Origin of the sequence: Blastomonas ursincola (genome assembly GCF_013607875.1) — a bacterium.
GTDB classification, from domain to species: Bacteria; Pseudomonadota; Alphaproteobacteria; order Sphingomonadales; family Sphingomonadaceae; genus Blastomonas; species Blastomonas ursincola.
The window spans coordinates 52,652-71,713 of sequence record NZ_VDES01000002.1 but is presented as its reverse complement, the minus strand read 5'-3'; the positions used below and the strand labels follow the sequence as shown (position 1 = coordinate 71,713).

The window sequence follows — 19,062 nt, the reverse complement described above, 5'->3', positions numbered from 1 at the left end:
TCAGTCCCTTTGCGTGAGATCGATCGAGGCCCCCAGTCCTCCACTATCTCCCGATCGCAGCGCGTGGGCAGCCACGCTGGAACCATGCGCTAGGCTCTGTCGCAGGCGCATCGACTTTGCCCATGAAGGCATGTTGGAGGAGGATGGGGAAGAATTTTGCGCAACGCCGTTCGATGGAGACTTGATGGTGCCACCTGCATTGATGATGGCGGCACGCCCTCCATCGCGGAAAGAAGAGCGCAATGCCTTCCCCATGTTGCGCAAGGGGGACACCGCAGTTCCGAAGGCAGCTTCACCAACGGCGGTCAGTCCGGCGCGAACTGCCTGGCTGCCTTCGCGGCCTGCAGAGCCCATGGCATAAGCTGTCAGTGCTCCTCCAGAAGCCTTGGAGGCGGTTTGCGCAGTTGCAGTCACCAGCGATGCAGTTGTCCCTGTAGCCAGTCGCGCCGCGCCCAATCCGAGCGATGCACCTCCTGTCGCGAGCATTGCCGTTCCTGCTGCTGCGCCTGCGCCAAGCTGCGGTCCGCCCGCTACTATGCCATTGGCTACACCAGGGCCGAAGATGCCGAGCGCCATCAGTGTCAGGCTGGCGAGCACTATTGCGAGAGCATCATCAATCGTCGGCTCTTGAGGGATAGCATCTGCAAACTGCGCGAACAGCGTCGATCCAATCCCCACAATGACTGCGAGCACGAGAACCTTGATGCCGCTGGACACGACATTCCCGAGAACGCGCTCGGCCATGAAGGCTGTTTTTCCGAACAGTCCGAACGGGATCAGCACGAAGCCTGCAAGCGTTGTCAGCTTGAACTCTATGAGGGTCACGAAGAGCTGGATCGACAGGATGAAGAAGGCAGCAACGACCAGGGCCCAGGCAGCCAGCAGAATGACAATTTGAAGGAAGTTCTCGAAGAAGCTGACAAAGCCGAGCAGATCGGCAATGGCATCGAGCATGGGCCGAGCTGCTTCAAGCCCGACCTCAGCGACCCTGCCCGGCGCGAGAAGCTCGCTTGCATCCAAACCGGTGCCGCTTGCCTTCAGGCCCAGGCCCGCAAAGCTCTGCAACACGATTTGCGCCAGCGTACCCCAATTGCCGATGACATAGGCAAATGTCCCGATGAACAGGGTCTTCTTGATCAAGCGGGCGAGCACGTCGTCAGTTTCGCCCCACGCCCAGAACAGTGCGGCCAGCGTGACGTCGATCACGATCAGGGTCGTCGCGATGAAGGACACTTCTCCTGCCACGAGCCCGAAGCCGGAATCGATGTATCGGGTAAAGACCTCGAGAAACCTGTCTACAACCCCGGTCCCGCCCATGCTCAGCGCTCCTTCGGTTGAACAGGAGCTGCTGCCTGATTTGGCGTCGCGGCGTTCAGAAAGCGACGCAGTTGCTCTCGCGCCTGAGCCTTGGCCGCGGCGGCGTTGGCAGCATCGAGGGTCTGGGCACGCGCCATTGCGGCAAAAGTGGCAATGAGGTCGGACAGCTGTTGCGCCTGAAGAGCCAGAAGCTGGTTGCCAGCCTGTGCGGCCTGCAGTGCTCCGGTTGAGGATTGGCTCGCGGAAACCAGAACATCGATCGCTTGCCTCGATCCCTCGATATTGGTGGCGGCACCGGCCTGAACCCTCAGTGCATCTTCAAAGGCTGCGACAGACGCCTGCCAGCGCTGATGTGCACGCGACATCATCTGGCGCTGGCTGGCACTCAGGTCGATGTCGCGATAGGTCCGCCCGAAATCTCGTTCGATGGCCTGCACGTCAAGCGCAATACCCCTGGCTTTCGCCAGCAGCTGCTGTGTCTGGCGCATCTGTTGTTGCAACGGCTCCAGCACACTCAAGGGAAGCGGTTCAAGATTGCGCGCTTCATTGAGGAGCTGTGCTGCCTGGTTCTGCAGCATGCGGATCTGGTTGTTGATCTGTTCGAGCGTTCGGGCCGCAGTGAGAACATTTTGCGCATAGTTGGAGGGGTCATAGACAATTCCGCCAAGGCCGAATTGAGCCTGGACCGGTTCGGCCCAGTTGAGGACAGCCACAGTGACCGTGAGCAAGAGGCTGTGCGCAATATGCCGAGAGCAGGCGGATCGGTCATGTGCAGCAGGCATGTTCAGGTCTCCACAAGGCAGGACAGCGAAACATCGGTCAGAGAGCGGAAGTCATCTTGGGAGCGAGGAGGTCTGCAGCCCAGCCAAGTCCGAGGTGCATCAACCAGCGCTGGCCGAAATCATGCGGGCCATGCTCTGCGACAATCTGGGTTATCGCGCGTTGATCCGCCTTGGAGGACGCGGCGCAAAAGGCGAGCGCGACTTCATTCAGCCCGAGATCGAACAAGCGGTTGCCTTGTGCAGACTGACAGTAATAGTCTCGCTTGGGTACGGCCTGGGAAATGATCTCGATTTGCCGGTCGTTGAGACCGAAGCGACGATAGACGCTCATGATCTGGGGCTCTGCAGCCCGCTCGTTTGGCAGGAAGATGCGGGTCGGACAGCTTTCCACGATCGCCGGCGCGATGCCGGATGTCTCGATATCGGCGAGGCTCTGGGTCGCGAACAGCACGCTGGCATTCTTCTTGCGCAGTGTCTTGAGCCATTCGCGCAGTCGTGCCGAGAATTCAGGGGTATCGAGCACGAGCCAGCCCTCATCAATGAGGATAAGGGTGGGCGAGCCATCGAGCCGTGCTTCGATCCGGTGAAAGAGATACAAAAGGACGGCAGCGGCGGCAGCCGAGTTGATCAGGCCCTCGGTTTCGAATGTGCGGAAACGACTTTCCCCGAGATGCTCGCATTCTCCGTCGAGCAGATGGCCATAGGCTCCGCCGACACAGAAGGGCAGGAGCGCCTGCTTGAGTTTGGCAGATTGGAGGAGAACGGTGAGTCCTGTCAGGGTTCGCTCCTGAGGGGGAGCGGAACTCAGCGATGTGAGGGCGGACCAGAGCTGCTCCTTGTCCGAGGCGTCGACCGCGACGCCCAGGCCGGAAAGGACCGCTATCAGCCATTCGCTGGCCCAGGTGCGTTCGCCTTGCTCGTCGATATGTGCCAAGGGATGCAACTGGATGTCTGGGTGCGCCGATGCGTCACCAGAGTCGAGAATCTGCCAGTCACCGCCGCACCCCAGGGTGGCAGCCCGCATCGAGCCGCCGAAATCGAATGCGAACACCTGCGCATCGGCATAGCGGCGGAACTGGAGGGCCATCAGGGCCAGCAGTACCGACTTGCCCGCACCTGTGGGCCCGACCACAAGACAATGTCCGACATCCCCCACGTGCAGCGATAGCCGAAAGGGTGTCGATCCTTGCGTTCGCGCATAGAGCAGTGCTGGCGCGCCGAGATGCTGGTCGCATGCCGGACCAGCCCAGATGGCGGCTGCGGGCACGATATGCGCCAGGTTCATGGTAGTTATCGGCGGCTGGCGCACGTTTGCGTACAGGTGTCCAGGAAGCGAGCCAAGCCACGCCTCCACTGCATTGGCGCCTTCCGTTACCATGGTGAAGTCGCGGCCCTGGACGATCTTCTCAACCTGCCGCAGCTTCTCCGCCGCGAGGGCAGGGTCTTCGTCCCAGACCGTCAAGGTGGCTGTGACATACGCCATGCCGTGGAGGTCGGCGCCAAGCTCCTGGAGAGCCAGATCAGCATCGTCGGCCTTGTTTGCAGCATCACTGTCGAGCAGGACCGAAGCCTCGTTGGTCATGACCTCCTTGAGCATGGCAGCGAGTGATTTGCGCTTGGCAAACCATTGCCGCCGTATCTTGCCCAGAATCCGCGCCGCATCGATCTTGTCGAGCATGATCGCGCGGGTCATCCAGCAATACTCGAATGCTAGCGTGTTGAGCTCTTCCAGCATTCCGGGGAATGTGGCGCTTGGAAACCCGTTGATGGTGGCAGTGCGCAAATATGCCTTGCCCAACCTCGGCTCGAGTCCCCCGGAAAGCGGCATGTCTGCCAGCAGCCCATCGAGATGCATGGGTATCTCAGGAACAGCAACGCTTTGCCGTCGGGTCGAGATGCAGCTATGCAGATAGCTCAGGGTTTCCTTGTCGTCCAACCAGGCCGCTTCGGGGAACATGGCTTCCAGCAGATTGAGCAATCGACTGGTTTGGTCTGTGAACAATGCCAGCATCTGCCGGGGATCGATCCCGGCCCTGGCCCGGCCTTCATAGAGCCAGCCTTCGAGCCGTGCAGCCTCCTCGGCGGGAGGCATCCAGACGAAGGTCAGAAAATAGCGACTCTCGAAATGCGCGCCATGTTCGGCAAACTGGGCTGCGCGCTCTTCATCCACGAGGGCAGATACCGGATCGGGGAAGGTTCGAGGGGGATAGTCCTGCGCCGGGCTGCGTGCAGCTTCGACAAAGACGGCCCAGGATGATCCCAGGCGACGGAAGGCATTGTTGATTCTCGCTGCTGCCACGCCAAGTTCCGACGGCGTTGCGCTGTCGAGATCCGGTCCCCTGAATCTCGCCGATCTCTGGAAACTGCCATCCTTGTTGAGCACAACTCCCGGTGCAATCAGAGCTGCCCAGGGCAGGAAGTCGGCGAGCCTGTCGGCGTTGTTGCGATATTCGCGCAGAGACATCATGACTGTCAGACCCTGAAATAGCCCGGCAGACGCAGATGCCGCCGTGTGACTTCGACAAATTGGGGATCGTGCCGCGCAGCCCAGACTGACGCCGAATGGCCCAGAATGAGGAGCACGACACCTGCAAGCCAGAGCCGCAGGCCCAGCCCGATCGCACTGGCCAGTGTCGCATTGGCGATGGCGAGGCTACGTGGTGCCCCTCCCAGAAGGATGGGTTCGCTGAGCGCTCGGTGGACAGCTGCAGCAAGCGGAGCAGTTATCAAAGGCTCGCGATCGGCCATCAGATCAGCGCCCCGCCGCCAAACGAGAAAAAGGACAGGAAGAAGGAGGAGGCAGCAAAGGCGATCGACAAGCCAAAGACGATCTGGATCATGCGTCGGGCTCCGCCCGAAGTATCGCCAAAGGCCAGCGCAAGGCCTGTTGCAATGATGATCATGACAGCGATGATCTTGGCGACCGGTCCCTGGATCGATTCCAGAATGGCCTGGAGCGGAGCTTCCCAGGGCATAGAAGAGCCAGCAGCCTGGACCGGGAGGATGATCAGAGCGGCACTGGCTCCCATCGCCAGAACGGCATGCAGATGGCGTCTTTTCACAACAGTCATCGTCCTTCTCCTTGCGGTGTGTCGATCAGCGAGCAGAGCTGGTATTCGCCCGATGCATCGAGCCCTTGAACCTGTACGAGCTCGGTCAGCTTGCGGCCCTGATGGTCGCGCGTCAGCACTGCGATGATGTCGATGGTCTCTGCGATAAGCGCTCTGGGCACTGTCACGACGGCTTCCTGGATCAGTTGTTCGAGCCGCCGCAAAGTGCCGGAGGCGGATCCTGCGTGGATGGTGCCAACGCCGCCCGGATGGCCTGTTCCCCAGGCCTTGATGAGGTCGAGGGCTTCAGCACCGCGCACTTCTCCGATCGGAATGCGATCCGGCCTCAGTCGCAGGGCCGAACGCACGAGATCAGCCAGTGTTGCGATGCCCGCGCGGGTGCGCAACGCAACGAGATTGGGGGCATCGCACTGAAGCTCGCGCGTGTCTTCGATGAGGACTACCCGGTGCTGCGTCTTGGCAATCTCGGCAAGCAGCGCATTGACGAGGGTGGTTTTGCCGGATGACGTGCCGCCCGCCACCAGGATATTGGCGCGCTGCCGGACGCCGGTCGCCAGGACGGATGCTGCCCTCGCGGACATGATCCCGGACCGAACATAGTCCTCGAGGCTGAAGATCTGCGATGCCGGTTTGCGGATGGCGAAGCTCGGCGCTGTCACGAGCGGGGGCAGCAGCCCTTCGAACCGCTCGCCGGTGACAGGCAGTTCGGTCGACAGGCGAGGTGCATCGAAATGGATTTGCTCGCTAGCATGATGGGCAAGCAGGCGAATGATGCGTTCGCCGGTCTGTGCGCTCATCGTGACGCCCGAGTCCTTCAACCCGCCTGCATAACTGTCGGTCCACAGACGGCCATCGGGATTGAGCATGATTTCCACGATCCGAGGATCATCGAGCCAGACTGCAATGTGCGGACCGAGCGCTGTGCGAAGCATGCGCGCGCCGCGCTCGTTGCTTGCCGAGAGAAGAGGAATGACGTTCATCTGCGCCTCTGAGTGTGCGGCCGGGTGCCGCATGGATGTCCGAGGCAGACTAAGAAGACATGCTGGCGATGTTCGGCAACAGCATTTTCATCACAGCGTAGCGCAGCGAATATTCGGAAAGAAACGGCTCAGGCCGTGGTGGCGCTTCCTCCTGGATGGAGTGAAGACACCAGCATGTGACGATAGGTAGCGACCGCGAGTCGCCCGTGGCACGGCGGTCGGTTTGCCGAGCCCCAACCATGCGACAGGATGGTTGCCGATCAGGATCCAGGCGAAAGCCGCTGGTCGGTTTCCATCCGCCGAGCCAGGGCAGCGACGAAAGCCGAGAACCTCTTCTTGGCCTGCGCCTGTGCTGCCGGCAGTTCATCAGCTGCAAGCGCTGGATTCTGGGTAAGCCAGGTCAGCACGAACAGGGCAAGCGCCTCATTGCCAACCTCGACGTGATAGCAGAGCTTGTCGAGCTGCTTTGTCATCCTGTCGAGCCTGCGAGCAAAGGCTGCTTCCAGTCGCTCTGGGCCATCCGGGGACAAAAAGGCAACCAAGGCCGCTTCGACGACGGCGGCTTGCGAGACACGCTTGCGAGCAGCGAAATCGGTAAGCCGGTCGGCAAGCTCGGGGCGTAGCCGAAAGGTATGGCGTGTGCGTTTCATAGCGGCATCCCGTCTGTCGGGTCGAGCGTGACCTGTCGCGCAGTCTGTGCCTTCAACTCGATCCTACGTTGCCGTGCGGCTGCCTGACGGGCAGGCGGTTCCGTTCTGTCCGAATAATCGAACTCGTCTGGCGGCGGTTGGACCTTGGGCTCGACCGGATGCTCGAGAGGGAGCGTCAGCTGATGTCCGCCTTCGTCTTCCATGATTGCGGGCGGTGTTTGCGGCGGGGCCATGATGTTGGTCTCCTGGGCAGGCTTTGGCCGAGGCCAATCATTGGGATGGGAGGTGTTGACCTGTGCAGCTTCGGTGCTTGGAGGGGGCAGGATGCGCTCGCTCAGCCGCCTGTCACGATAGTATTTCACCTTTTTCGCCCGCACCGGATGAACGCCCGCCAGCATGATGATCTCCTCGTCATCGGGCAGCTGCATGATTTCGCCAGGGGTCAGAAGCGGTCTGGCCGTATCGGTCCGGGAGACCATCAGATGTCCGAGCCAGGGCGCGAGCCTGTGACCGGCATAATTTTTCATGGTCCGCAATTCGGTCGCGGTTCCCAGCGAGTCCGAAATACGCTTGGCCGTCCGCTCGTCATTGGTCGCGAAGCACACCCGGACATGGCAGTTGTCGAGAATCGCGTTGTTCTGGCCATAGGCCTTCTCGATCTGATTGAGCGACTGGGCTATCAGAAAAGCCTTGAGCCCGTAGCCAGCCATGAATGCGAGGGCGCTTTCGAAAAAGTCGAGTCGACCTAGCGCTGGGAATTCATCGAGCATCAACAACAGGCGATGCTTTGTGTGCGCTGTCTCGAGCTCCTCCGTCAGGCGCCTGCCGATCTGATTGAGGATCAGACGAATGAGCGGTTTGGTGCGGCTGATGTCTGAAGGGGGGACCACGAGATACAGCGTCGATGGTCGTCGGCCCGCGACGAGATCGGCAATATGCCAGTCGCATTGCCGGGTCACCCTGGCAATGACCGGATCACGATACAAACCCAAGAATGACATCGCCGTGGACAGGACGCCAGACCGCTCGTTTTCCGACTTGTTCAACAGCTCACGCGCCGCGCTGGCAATAACGGGGTGAACACCGGCGTCGCCCAGGTGCCGGGTCACCATCATGACCGTCAGTGTTGCATGGAAGGTACGACTGGGATCGGACAGGAATGCAGCGACGCCGGCCAGGGTCTTGTCGTGCTCGGCATAAAGTACATGCAGGATTGTGCCGACCAGCAGCGCGTGGCTCGTCTTTTCCCAATGGTTGCGGCGCTCGAGCGAGCCTTCCGGGTCCACGAGTACATCGGCGATGTTCTGGACATCCCTGACTTCGGTGATGCCTCTGCGCACTTCGAGCAACGGATTGAAAGCGGCAGATGCCGGGTTGGTCGGGTCGAACAGCAGTACTCTTCCGAATTTCGAGCGGAAGCCCGCGGTCAGGTTCCAGTTTTCGCCCTTGATATCGTGGACGATCGCCGATTCAGGCCATGTCAGCAGTGTCGGCACCACCAGGCCAACCCCCTTGCCGCTGCGGGTGGGTGCAAAGCACAGGACATGTTCCGGGCCGTCATGGCGGAGATATTGTTTGTGCCAGCGCCCGAGTACCGTGCCCTGATCGTCCAGAAGATGCGCAGCGCCGATTTCGGACGCTCCCGCCCAGCGCGCAGAGCCGTAAGTGTCGAGCTTTTTCAGGTCTCTCGCGCGCCAAAGCGACAGGCCGATCGCGACGGCTACCGAAGCCAGTCCGCTGCCAGCTGCCATCATGCCTGCGGTATCAAAGATGTCCGGCGCATACGCGTCAAAGCTGAACCACCACCAAAACAGGGCATAAGGTGGGTAGATGGGCCAGCCGAAGATCTGGCCAAGGGGGGTGCCGAGTTCGGGCTGGTAGGCCAGTGCTGCAGCCGTCCACTGGGTGGCAGCCCAGACACCCAGAAGCACGGTTGCGGCTACGGAGATTATGGCCCCCCACAGAACACGGCTTCCGGACATGGCAGCACTCCTCACCTCAAACATCATCGCAGACACTGGGCCGGATCAAGGGGGACGGAAGAACAGGGGAATCATGGCGTGCAAACGGCGGGCTCAAGACCGCCCGAGGCTTTTGCAGCTGGTTTCAAGCTCAAGAACGGGCCGGTGTTGCCGCCAGAGGCCCTTCATTTCAGCATCGAAGCGTTTTTCCATCGTCTGGGTGAGGAACCGCCGGAGCGGGGCCATGAACTTGATCGCTGTTGTGCCACACGCTGTCGGTAGGTACGGGCACTCCAGTGCAAAAGCGGTTCGCGCCCGGGCCGTAGGCATCTTCCGACCTGGATGGGCCGCGCATGCTGCTCGCTTGCATGGTTGGGGCTGGAAATTCCCCAAACACTGGAGGCGGTGCAAATCTTGCGATGACTTGTGGCTCTGATCGGGTACGTTCTCGTTGTTACTGAGTTGTGGAGAAGCTTGCTCTGGCATCCCTGGGCAGAGCAACAAGCTGCTATCTTGACCAGGGCAACAGACGGCTTCAACACCTCTGTTGCCCGGACTGACATGTTCGTCAGCGCCGGGGGGACCGTGCAAGGGGGGCAAGTTCTGCTAGCCTTGCCCCTCTTGCGGGTCTCATCTGCAGAATCGTCAGTCCTGCGGTTCCTCAGCAGGTGCAGGTGTGGGAGCGGGTGCGGGTTCGGCCGCCGGTGTTTCGCTGCGACCGGTTCTACCGAGGCCGATCTCGAGCGCGAGTTCCCGCCGACGCGCCGCATAATTCGGCGCAACCATCGGATAGTCTTTCGGAAGATTCCACTTGGCCCGATACGCCTCAGGGGTGAGATTGTAATGGACCATGAGGTGGCGTTTGAGCATCCTCAGCTTCTTCCCGTCCTCGAGACATACAAGATGGTCAGGCTTTACCGACGAGCGGATTGGAACTGCAGGCTCCTGCGGGGTCTGTGAAGATTCAGGCTCCGGATTCCGGATTCGGCTGAGCGCGCCATGGACCGCCGCAATCAGTTGCGGCAGCTCGGCTTGCGCAACATGATTGTTGCTGACATGCGCAACCACAATGTCTGCGGTCAGCGTGACTAGTGCCTGATCGTGCTCCATCTGCATTCACCTCAATGTATCCATTTTGGATGTTTCTAGTGCAAAACTGGGCGGTTGCAAGCAGCGCAAGGATGCGCGCTGGCGCAGGGACGTCCTTCAGAGCCCGATTGACCGTTCTCGCGAGAAGGTCCAGTCCACACGGCCATGCTCATTCACCAAGCCTGAGACCGTGTCCCCCAGATGACGTTCGAGTTCCCGCTGCCATGGAACGAGCTGTAAAGCAAAGCCGTTGTCGATGAGCGCAAATCGGCCTGCGCTGAGCCGGAATTGTCCTCGATAAATACCCTCGACGGACTCGCCGAACTGGTTTGGCAGCATGGGTTTGCCCGTTGTTTTGCTGATGGATTCCTGGACCTTTTCGAACTCATGCCGGTGCAGACGATCGAGCAGATTGGATGGGAGAAGCACCTGACCGTCCTGCTGGCTCGCGATGCCTTGCCTGACAAGATGCGCCATGCGGTCGTGCAGGGCTTGCCTGACTTCCAAGCTCAGCCCAGCATCAGCCTTGCCAGGCCTGCCAAGGATCAGCTGCTCGTCCAGCCATGTAGGTCCGTCTGCCGAGATGTGCTGACTGACCGATATCGGACCGGGGTCAGCCAAGCTATCCATCGCTGGACCTGGAACACCATCGAGTGTTGCTGATCGCTGCTTCTCGTGGGTCGGGACAAGCTCATCCGGTCTTTGGACTCCGTACACAGCTTGATCGCCCGGATTGGCTCCGCTGTTCCCTGGTCGCAGCAGCCGCTCTCGGCCATTGTCCTGGCCCATCGGTGACGCGATGTCCTGACCCCGCCAATCAGATACGTCCGTCGGCACCCGCTGTTGGTCCACAGCATTCGGGCGACGCTCCAGACCCGCATGCATCGACTTGATGATGTCGCCGCGCAGTTCGATCTGCCGTAAAACGTCCTCAGCATTGCCCGACAGCGTCCAGAGTCCGGGTGCCAGCGCAGATGCGAGTTCCATTTTGGCCAGGGTTTCGATCCGACCAGCCAGTAGCGTCTGATGTCGGCGGTCACCTTTGGGATCGAATCGAAGATCGATCAGTCCGTCGCGATCCTGCAGTTGCGCGAGACTTGCATCCAGGCTTGTCCATCGCTCTGCAGCGACCTCGCGGTGGCGCGCTGACAGAATGTCCCGGTCGGTGCGCATTCCCAATTCGAGCGTAGCCCGCTGCTCGGCGCGAAACCTCAGTCCGTGACGCATGTATTCGCGGTCCACGATCAGATCTGTGCCCTGATCGGTTCTGCCCCTGACAAGGACATGCACATGTGGGTTGTCGGTATTCCAATGATCGGCGCCGATCCAGTCCAGGCCGGTACCGAGATCCCGGGCCATGTCGAGGATCAACTCGCGCGTGAAAACTCTCAGGTCTGCCAGCTCGGTGGCGTCCTCGGGAGAGATGATGAACCGAAAATGGTGGCGGTCATCATGGCAGCGCGAGGCAAACGCATCGCCATCGGCTCTGTCCCTATCGCCATCGAATAGGTCCCCGTGCTGCTGGTCGCGCGTCACGCCTTCGCGTCGCAGATAGGCGATGTGGCGAGACATTGGGCCTGAGGCAAAGGCTTTGCCGGTATGGCGCACAATGCGCGCCTTGATCACGACCCTTCGGGCTTTATCCGTCGCCCGGAAGCGAAGCGCCGCGTCCCTTCCACGTCCATGGCGACCAGTTCCCTGGGCTCTTGCCGACCTCCTTTCAAGGCTGGTCCTGGCATGGCGTTTGGATGCCATGACAACCTGCCCGATCAGCGACTTTCCCCCAGCGTGGACCAGACCGCGCCGATTTGGCCCCTGGTGCATCTCAATGTCAAATTCGCTGTCCATCGCAAGGCTCCCGAGTTGGCCGATGGCGCCTGACAGCGGCAGTTTCGCGCCGAATTTTACCACTAGCGACAGCGAGGGCATTGATGCGCCGTCGCATTTTAGCATGGAATACCTTGAGGATAGCGCCACGGCGCCATCGCCGCTTTTATCTCGCCATCCGCTCGTCTTTGCTCCAATCTGCCAAGCGCGTCCGCCTGGTGTTCGCTGCAATCCGCCATGGCGCGATCAGCAATGGCCGCAGTCCTCAGGGAATCTGGTCATGGATAATGTCTGCAAAGAGCTGGTCCTGACCCTTTGGCCCGATTGTGTCCGCAGCGCTTGCTTGGCCATGGCCAAAGTCTTGGTCGTGCAGCATTTGTGTGGTCGACATGCCTGGAAAGAGGTGTGACTGTGTCCACGACATCGTTGCCCTGATGCCTTGAGCCTGCACGATCGGCCCCGCCGAGCGTCGTATATTCGATGCAATGGCGGCAACATAGGAACGTGTCTCGGCGGGCAGAGCCCTGCCATGGTTGCGCCATTGCAGAAACCGGGCCGGACCCGCATTATAGGCGGCCAGACATCCGGGCATGCCGAAGGCATCGTACATTTCGCGAAGGTAGGAAGTACCAGCAAGGATGTTGCTGCGCGGATCAAAGGGGTCATGTCCGAGCGCATAGCGCGTGCGTTGCCGTTGCCAGGTTTTCGGCATCAGCTGCATGAGGCCCATGGCCCCTGCACGCGATACGGCGTTCGGTCTGCCGCGGCTCTCCTGTCTGATCACTGCATGGATCCATGTCTCTGGCAAGCCGAACGTCCGGGATGCCTCGCGCACATGCGAATCCAGCGTGGTGAAATCCAAAGCGGCGGGCAGGCGCGTCGCTTGTGCATGAACTGGCAGGGAAATTGCTGTTGCGAGCGCTGCGCAGACGCTCGCTATCTGGCTGTATGCAGGCACGGCATCAATCCTCCTGTTGCGGGGAGTTGGAGCATGCGCTGCTGCGACCCGCCTGGTGTCGAGAGTGTATCCAGGGCCGTAGATCGCGGCGCACAGGAATGGCTCTGCCGATCACGACGGAGCGCGGCATAGGGCCGAAATATCGGCCATCCAGGCTGTCGGCGCGGTGCTCGTTCAATGCAAAGAATGTATCGGGGCCAAGGGTGCGGCATCCGCTCCAAACTGGCAGCGGGCGGCCGAGCGTGTCACGCGCGCGTGCCAGTGCAACCAGTTTGCCATCAATCGTGATCCCGTGCCGAAACCGGCAGACTTTCTGCCCATCGAGCGCCGCAACGCGCTTGATGAGGGGGACGCCGGGCGGGAGATAGCCTCTTGAGGCCATCCACTGGCGGATCTGCGACACAGGAGTGATCGCAACACAATGGCCGATCTTCAGGGGCTTGTCGGCAACAAGCCAGTACAGGCCGGTCGGCAAAGATGCGCTTACGTTCCAGATCAGCAACCGGCGTTCGGGCAGCACCGCTGATGCCAAGGTCAGTGCTACTGCCGCGCTGGCTGGAAGCCAGTACCGGCGGCTCATGGCTGCGATCTTGCCATAACAGCAGGGCTCGCCGTTGGTGTCGGTGCGTCAGGATCGTGTCGCCGGCAGGGCGGCAGATGTGACTGGATGTCGGCCCAGAATGCAGGTGCAAGACAACACGGATCAATACCGAGGGCCTCGATCGCATCGATGAGGGCCAACACCCGTGACACTGTGCGCCAACCCTTTGCCGACAGGAGGACACGGGCGCCTGGACGGACATCAGGGTGTGCCATCACGGCATCGCCGGGCTGGCCAACTTCGAAGACATCGAAGGTCGACTGTGCATCACCGTCGCTGTGCGAGACTGACTTTGCCAGCCCGAAAATCTGCCCGGGTGCATAGCACTCGGCAAGACATCCTGGTGTCGGAAACCGTGTCAGATGCGGTTTGCCGAAACGCATCCACATCGCAAAGGGTCTGCCGTGCCGCGAGAATTCGACGACTGCCAAAGCAAGTTCGCTGTGTGCGTCTGACGCGCTGCTGGTGTTCAGACATGTGCAGTGCTCTGCGATATGGCTGTCCTCGCAACTGCGGCACACCAATCGATCTGGATGCCCCTCATCCGCTGGCGCGTCGGCTGCCTCTGCGTGAGCGAGCCGGTCCGCTCTGTACGCAGCATTCTCCAAGTCTAAAGCCGGTGCGTGTGATCGTCCGGGTTCGGCTATGGCCGGGGGTTCTCTGGACATCGCTGCTGGTCCTCAAGCTGATGGGTTGCAGGGAAGGGATGTGGATTGCCCGCCAGCGCCAGAACCGCGGTATCGGCAAAGGGGTGGCATGGAGCCAAGCCATAAAGGATATCGCTTGTGCGCGGAGCTTTGCTGATCGGGGCGACAGGGCGTTTGCGCGACTACTGACGAAGAGGATTCTATGCGTTAGCGCCGCACTGGCGGGGTGTAGCCATCAAGCCGCTTTGCGGGATGGACGGTCCCCTTGCCGGGATCGCTTGTCGACTGGCGCCGCCCTTTTTCCGCCCAAGCGTCGAGGTCGCTGATGGCATAGACGATGCGGCCCCCTAGCTTGCGGTAAGCAGGCCCTGTGCCATAACAGCGATGCTTTTCGAGGGTGCGGGCCGAAAGGCCGAGATGGACAGCTGCATCGGGTGTTCTGAGAAATCTGGCGACAATTGGAGTGGGAATGGCGTTCATGGAAAGGCTCCGGTGAAAGCATCGACCAGTATCGTGTCGGTGCTAGTGGCCTCCATCTATGGCGCAGCAGCGGTCCTTGCGGGGAGTGACAGACTGGATTGCGACCTGTTCGTCACCCTTTGCCAACCGAGCGCGTCAGCGCCAGTAGGCGCAAGTGCCCACCATGCTGCAGACGCTTGGCTTGGCCAATCAACCTCCAGCAATGCCGCCGCTCGGCAGAGCCTTTCCAGGCCATGCCGCTTAGGCACTCATGTTTGGGGAACACGATGGTCCATGCAATGTCCCGGCACGTGGCTCCCGCTGCCATGGCATCGTTGATCTGGAGCAAACGCACGAGCGCAAGGCGCTGATAAGGGGTGGGTTGGCAAGGCGGGCTTGGCGGGGCCATGTGCTTTTTGCATATCCTTGCATAATGACCCGCTGCGGCAAGCCGGACAGCCAGGCTATCGTCCTTGAGCAGGATCATCGCTGGCGACTGCTGGCCGGGTGCTTGCCAAAGGCACAGACGCAAGCGGTATGCCGCATTTGCAAGCACCAGATGATGAGCATTTCCGCACTTGAACTCGGCGAGTGGGTCATAGCCCTGTGGGAACATCGCCGGGGCGCTGTTGGTCGAGCATCTGATCTCCAGAATCGCAGGATGGCAGGCAGGCCGCCACAGCGCCGGTGTTGCTCTGGGCGATGCGTCAGGATCGAAGACACGGCAAAGCCCCCACGGATAGGCTAGCGCTTCATGTACGCTGCTCTGCATCAGATCCGCTTGGCCGCGCCAACGGGAGACAAGCTGGCGATAGGCAGGGTTTCGCCGCAAGAATTCCTGGGCGAAATCGGCAAAGTCATGGCTGCAAAAAGCATCCGCTTCAGGGTCCTGCCATGGTTGATTGCCAAGCGCCATGGGGTGATAGTTGGACCAGGCCGGCTCTGCCGGAAGTATCCGGTCGGGCAGCATGCTTATACCCAGATGGGGACAATGGGCGCCATCGACGCCCTAGCGTAGTGGCGGAGCTGGACCCACCCGGCGCGAAGCCGGGTGGGCGAAGCGCAGTCATTCGCGGGGCGACCTTCTCGGACGGGACCAGATAAGGCTGTGAGTCTCGGCGTCATCATCCTCGAACAGGTTTGCAAAGATCGCGACCGGCAGGCTGGGATCGTCGAGCTTGACCGAAACATAGGGCCTGCCTTCACCGGATTGCTTGGCCCAGGCTGCTCCTATCTCGATCGAACCGGAAAAGACCCGGTGGGTAGGAGCGTTGGCGCTGCCCGTTCCGTCGGGAACGATGCGGATGTCTGGGAGCTGCAGCATGAGCGTGGAGATCCTGCCCTGATAGGTATTGTTCTCGCGAGTGAATGTTCCGATGGTTGCCATGATCCGTTCCTTCTTGCTTTCCGAAACTGCGCCCATCGCAGCCTCGATGGCGGTCTGAAGGCAGAGGCTTTGGTTCGTGGCACCCGAAGGGCCGCAACATGCGTGGAGGACGCTGTCCAGGCGCCATTCTTGTCGCGCGAGGAATGGCCGTTATGGCCATGGGGAAGAATGGCGATAGCGGCAGCGTTGCCATGCGACCAAAGAGGCTCCGCCGATTCTCTGCAAGACCAGGCCATCACTGAGGCCGGGATGGCGCCTCGGATCCGCAGCAAGGGGAACCATCAAGCCCGAACCGGAAAGGCCTGTCCGAACGAAGACCTGGAAAGAGGAATTCCACCGCCACCCATATAGATCATGATGACATAGGAATTGATGACGGCAGCGGCAAAGCCACGGATTGCCCCTTCTCGACATTTGAGGCGTATATCTGTGGGTCAGTCGGGCAAATGCGGCCCCAGCAGGTCGTGCAGCATCCGCTTGAGCTCACCGAGCAGCAGCCCTGCCTCGGCCGGATCGTCCGCCCGCAACGCGAGGTCGATCAGCCGTCCCGACACCTCGATCACGATCTGGGCAATGATCCGCAAGCGACGCGGTTCGTCCGCCATGCCCAGCGCGACCAGCGTTTCGGCGACATCGGCCTCGAAGCGCGCAACGTTGCGTGCCTCCACCTCGCGCAATTGCGGCGAAACCTGGCATGCGGCGCGCAGCACGGCATAGCTCGGACTTCTGCTGGCCCCGGCAAAGAAGCCATCAATCATCCGGTCGGCGGCGTTTCGCCAGTCGTCGCCCGGCTTTAGTGCGCCGAGATGGCCGACCCATTCGCGCTCGCGCGCATAGGATCGATCAACCAGTTCGACCAGGATCGCCCATTTGTTAGGATAATAGCGATAGATCGCGCGCACGCCGACGTTCGCACGCTCCGCCAGAATATTGGTGTTGAAGCCGTCCACGCCCAGTTCGACCAGCAAGGTTTCGGCCATATCGAGCACACGCTGCATCGTTTCGCGGCTTCGGCTCTGTTGCGGCAGCTTGCGGGGTATCAGGTCCAGAGCAGGCATCGCCAAGGCTTAGCAGCGGTTCGGCGCAACGCGCAATGCTGCCGGCTCGGGGCAGTTCGTCTCGAGCTAGACTTGCGTCTGCCGCAGGGCAGCTGCACGGAGCCGTGCTCGACGCGCCGATGCGCGATGCTTCGCGCGAACCTCACTGCGCAGCGCCTTGCCGAAGCCGGCGCGCCGCCCCTGCGCGCGCAGCGTCGCGCGCGCCGCCTTGATCCGCTTGCGCTGCAGCTGGTTCCGATGAGAGCTTTGGTCCGGTCCGACTTCGCTGGCCGTTTCTGCACCATTCGCATTGGCATCCACGCCGTTGCCCGGCCCGGCCTGGACGGTTCTAGCGGGGCGGCGAGCGCGGAGCGCTAAGCGCATTGTGGTGCGCCGTGCGGCGCTCGAGATACGGGCCATGGTCTAGGCGTGTTCGCAAAAGCGCGGGGAGGCGTGAACCGGGTCCAGGACTTGCCTCGGCAGGCCGCATGCGGCTTCTTCGGCCAAGGCATTTCGCCAAGCCCGAATAAATGCTGCTGTAGCGCCCGTCGATCGGTGAGGTCTGACGTGCTCGCACACGCACCAACACGCTGAAAATTCGTGCATCAAAGTCCCGCCCTGTTAGCGAGAACTATTAAAATCTAGAATCGTATACTGTCAATCGGTTTCTGGCGGCGCTCCGGGCTAAGCGCCCGATGTCGAGGCCGTTGAAGCCCGTGAAATCACGACATCACGATAATAGAGACTCATCATTTTGGCGGCCTCCCGGCGCAGCAGCTCGGCAGTCGGATAATCATCGGCCATGGTTTCGGTGACGGCATGGTTGACGATCGAGGTCAGCATGACAGCCCCGCGGACGCGCTCCTGATCGATCTTGGGGAAATCGTCGATGACCGCTGCGAGGATCACCTTGATGAAATCCTTCGACGCGCGCCGCCGCATCTCCTGCAGCACGGGCACCGCGCTCATCGCGCGGTAGATCCAGGCGCCGCCAGGATGCGCCAGCACCACATCGCGCAAGCGATCGAGCAGGGCGGCAAAGCTTTCGATCTCCGCCTGCAGATCGCTGCCGATCGCAAATTCGTCGCTGCGCAGCCATTGCTCGACGGTTTCGTTCTCGGCGGTGATCAGGCGGCGACCCATCTCGCTCAAAATAGCGTATTTATTAGGAAAATAGCGATAGAGCGCAGGTGGCGTCAGCCCCGCCCGCTCGGCGATCATGTTTGTCGAGAGGCGCTCGATGCCGACTTCGGGCAGCAGTTCACCGGTCGCCTGGATGATCTGCTCGTACGTCGCGCGGGCGCGGTCCTGCAAGGGTGTGACCTTGGGATCAAGCTCGACAGACTGACCACTATGCGGGGGCATGGCTTCTTCTCCGGCTGCGGTGCGAGTTTCAACGCGACCCCTCCTATCGTTCGAATGGGGGGATGATGTCTGCGTTTTCAGGCGGTTAGAATGCCAGCAGCGGCTCGTGCAAGCTAGTTAAAATACCACGGTGCCGGGTCAAGATAGCGATCCCTAAACTATAGTTACCGCTATCCGAGTTGCGCGTGATATGCCTATCCCTCAGAGCGAGAGCTTCTTGAACACGCTTTCGGGTATCGCGCGGATGATCGCCATGATCGGCCGCCAGCGCCCGAGCGTGTAGATGACATCGCGCCGGGCCCGGTGGGCGCGGATGATCGCATCGGCGACCTGCCCGGGTTCTGCGGTCACTGCCGGGGGCAGCTTCAGTCCTGCCGTCATCTGCGTGCGGACAAAGCCGGGCTTCACCGTCATGACATGCAGCCCGGCCCTGGCATGCGCATTGCGCAGACCGGACAGAAAGGCGGTGAACCCGGCCTTGGCCGATCCATAGACGAAATTGGAGGCTCGGCCGCGCTCTCCCGCCACCGAGCTGATGCCGATGATGCAGCCGCCCGGCACGCCCGCCATGCGCCGCGCTGCCGCGAGCAGATAGCGCGCCGGGCCGTTATAGTTGCTGTCCATGACCTGCTGCGCCGCAGCGTCGACGGCAGCCGATTCGGCCTGATCGCCGAGCAGGCCCGCAACCATCACGACCGTGCCCGGAATGGCGCCAAGGCCCTCGAAGAAACGGTCTGGCTCGCCATCGGTAACATCGAACAGAACCGCGCGCGCCTGGACGCCGGTGCGCAGCGCAAGGTCGGTCGCATCGGCGGCAATGTCGTTGCGCGCGGCCAGGATAACCTCGCAGCCCTGCGCCGCATAGCCACGCGCCAGTGCCTTGCCGATATCGGACCGGGCTCCAAGGATGAGGACAGGAGAAGCGATCATC

Annotated in this window: 19 protein-coding genes; all 19 read right to left on the bottom strand. The window is 61.2% G+C overall.

Features of this window, described 5'->3' with window-relative positions:
- A complete protein-coding gene (gene trbL, locus FG486_RS06350) occupies positions 1 to 1,317 on the bottom strand; it encodes a P-type conjugative transfer protein TrbL (protein WP_181266954.1) in 1,317 nt (438 codons plus the stop codon).
- Between the two features lie 2 nt (positions 1,318 to 1,319).
- Positions 1,320 to 2,099, bottom strand: coding sequence for a P-type conjugative transfer protein TrbJ (gene trbJ / locus FG486_RS06345; RefSeq protein ID WP_181266953.1), 780 nt, complete (start codon positions 2,097 to 2,099; stop codon positions 1,320 to 1,322).
- Positions 2,100 to 2,136: 37 nt separating this feature from the next.
- The gene (trbE, locus tag FG486_RS06340) at positions 2,137 to 4,566 is read right to left on the bottom strand and encodes a conjugal transfer protein TrbE (RefSeq protein WP_181266952.1); all 2,430 of its coding nucleotides are present in this window, start codon (positions 4,564 to 4,566) and stop codon (positions 2,137 to 2,139) included.
- A gap of 5 nt (positions 4,567 to 4,571) precedes the next feature.
- Positions 4,572 to 4,847: a VirB3 family type IV secretion system protein gene (locus FG486_RS06335; protein ID WP_181266951.1), complete on the bottom strand. Its 276-nt coding sequence runs from the start codon at positions 4,845 to 4,847 to the stop codon at positions 4,572 to 4,574.
- Entirely contained in the window at positions 4,847 to 5,170 is a 324-nt protein-coding gene (locus FG486_RS06330; protein ID WP_181266950.1) for a TrbC/VirB2 family type IV secretion system protein, read from the bottom strand. Before FG486_RS06330 ends, FG486_RS06335 begins: the two co-directional genes overlap by 1 nt.
- Entirely contained in the window at positions 5,167 to 6,150 is a 984-nt protein-coding gene (gene trbB / locus FG486_RS06325) for a P-type conjugative transfer ATPase TrbB (protein ID WP_181266949.1), read from the bottom strand. The genes FG486_RS06330 and trbB overlap by 4 nt, the downstream gene beginning before the upstream one ends.
- Before the next feature lie 260 nt (positions 6,151 to 6,410).
- Positions 6,411 to 6,800: a CopG family transcriptional regulator gene (locus FG486_RS06320; protein WP_181266948.1), complete on the bottom strand. Its 390-nt coding sequence runs from the start codon at positions 6,798 to 6,800 to the stop codon at positions 6,411 to 6,413.
- Complete coding sequence (locus FG486_RS06315) at positions 6,797 to 8,782, bottom strand: conjugal transfer protein TraG (RefSeq protein ID WP_181266947.1); 1,986 nt, start codon at positions 8,780 to 8,782, stop codon at positions 6,797 to 6,799. Before FG486_RS06315 ends, FG486_RS06320 begins: the two co-directional genes overlap by 4 nt.
- 624 nt (positions 8,783 to 9,406) lie before the next feature.
- A complete protein-coding gene (locus FG486_RS06310; protein WP_422125053.1) occupies positions 9,407 to 9,871 on the bottom strand; it encodes a Ros/MucR family transcriptional regulator in 465 nt (154 codons plus the stop codon).
- 96 nt (positions 9,872 to 9,967) lie between these two features.
- Complete coding sequence (locus FG486_RS06305; protein WP_181266945.1) at positions 9,968 to 11,698, bottom strand: DUF3363 domain-containing protein; 1,731 nt, start codon at positions 11,696 to 11,698, stop codon at positions 9,968 to 9,970.
- Positions 11,699 to 11,942: 244 nt separating this feature from the next.
- Positions 11,943 to 12,635: a lytic transglycosylase domain-containing protein gene (locus FG486_RS06300; RefSeq protein ID WP_137775608.1), complete on the bottom strand. Its 693-nt coding sequence runs from the start codon at positions 12,633 to 12,635 to the stop codon at positions 11,943 to 11,945.
- Between the two features lie 4 nt (positions 12,636 to 12,639).
- Positions 12,640 to 13,215 (bottom strand): S26 family signal peptidase, encoded by a 576-nt coding sequence (locus FG486_RS06295; RefSeq protein WP_181266944.1) that lies wholly within the window; start codon positions 13,213 to 13,215, stop codon positions 12,640 to 12,642.
- On the bottom strand, positions 13,212 to 13,904 hold the full coding sequence (locus FG486_RS18400; RefSeq protein WP_206678378.1) for a DUF2840 domain-containing protein: 693 nt from the start codon (positions 13,902 to 13,904) through the stop codon (positions 13,212 to 13,214). Before FG486_RS18400 ends, FG486_RS06295 begins: the two co-directional genes overlap by 4 nt.
- A 186-nt stretch (positions 13,905 to 14,090) precedes the next feature.
- Positions 14,091 to 14,363 carry a helix-turn-helix transcriptional regulator gene (locus FG486_RS06285; protein WP_137775605.1) on the bottom strand — a complete coding sequence of 91 codons (273 nt, stop codon included), beginning with the start codon at positions 14,361 to 14,363 and terminating at the stop codon, positions 14,091 to 14,093.
- Between the two features lie 112 nt (positions 14,364 to 14,475).
- A complete protein-coding gene (locus tag FG486_RS06280) occupies positions 14,476 to 15,312 on the bottom strand; it encodes a DUF2285 domain-containing protein (RefSeq protein ID WP_137775604.1) in 837 nt (278 codons plus the stop codon).
- A gap of 96 nt (positions 15,313 to 15,408) precedes the next feature.
- On the bottom strand, positions 15,409 to 15,729 hold the full coding sequence (locus FG486_RS06275; protein WP_181266942.1) for a DUF736 domain-containing protein: 321 nt from the start codon (positions 15,727 to 15,729) through the stop codon (positions 15,409 to 15,411).
- A gap of 434 nt (positions 15,730 to 16,163) precedes the next feature.
- Positions 16,164 to 16,727 (bottom strand): TetR/AcrR family transcriptional regulator, encoded by a 564-nt coding sequence (locus FG486_RS06270; protein WP_181266941.1) that lies wholly within the window; start codon positions 16,725 to 16,727, stop codon positions 16,164 to 16,166.
- Between the two features lie 723 nt (positions 16,728 to 17,450).
- Positions 17,451 to 18,131 (bottom strand): TetR/AcrR family transcriptional regulator, encoded by a 681-nt coding sequence (locus tag FG486_RS06265; protein ID WP_181266940.1) that lies wholly within the window; start codon positions 18,129 to 18,131, stop codon positions 17,451 to 17,453.
- A 201-nt stretch (positions 18,132 to 18,332) separates the two neighbouring features.
- Entirely contained in the window at positions 18,333 to 19,061 is a 729-nt protein-coding gene (locus FG486_RS06260; protein WP_181266939.1) for an SDR family oxidoreductase, read from the bottom strand.
- Position 19,062 lies beyond the last annotated feature (1 nt).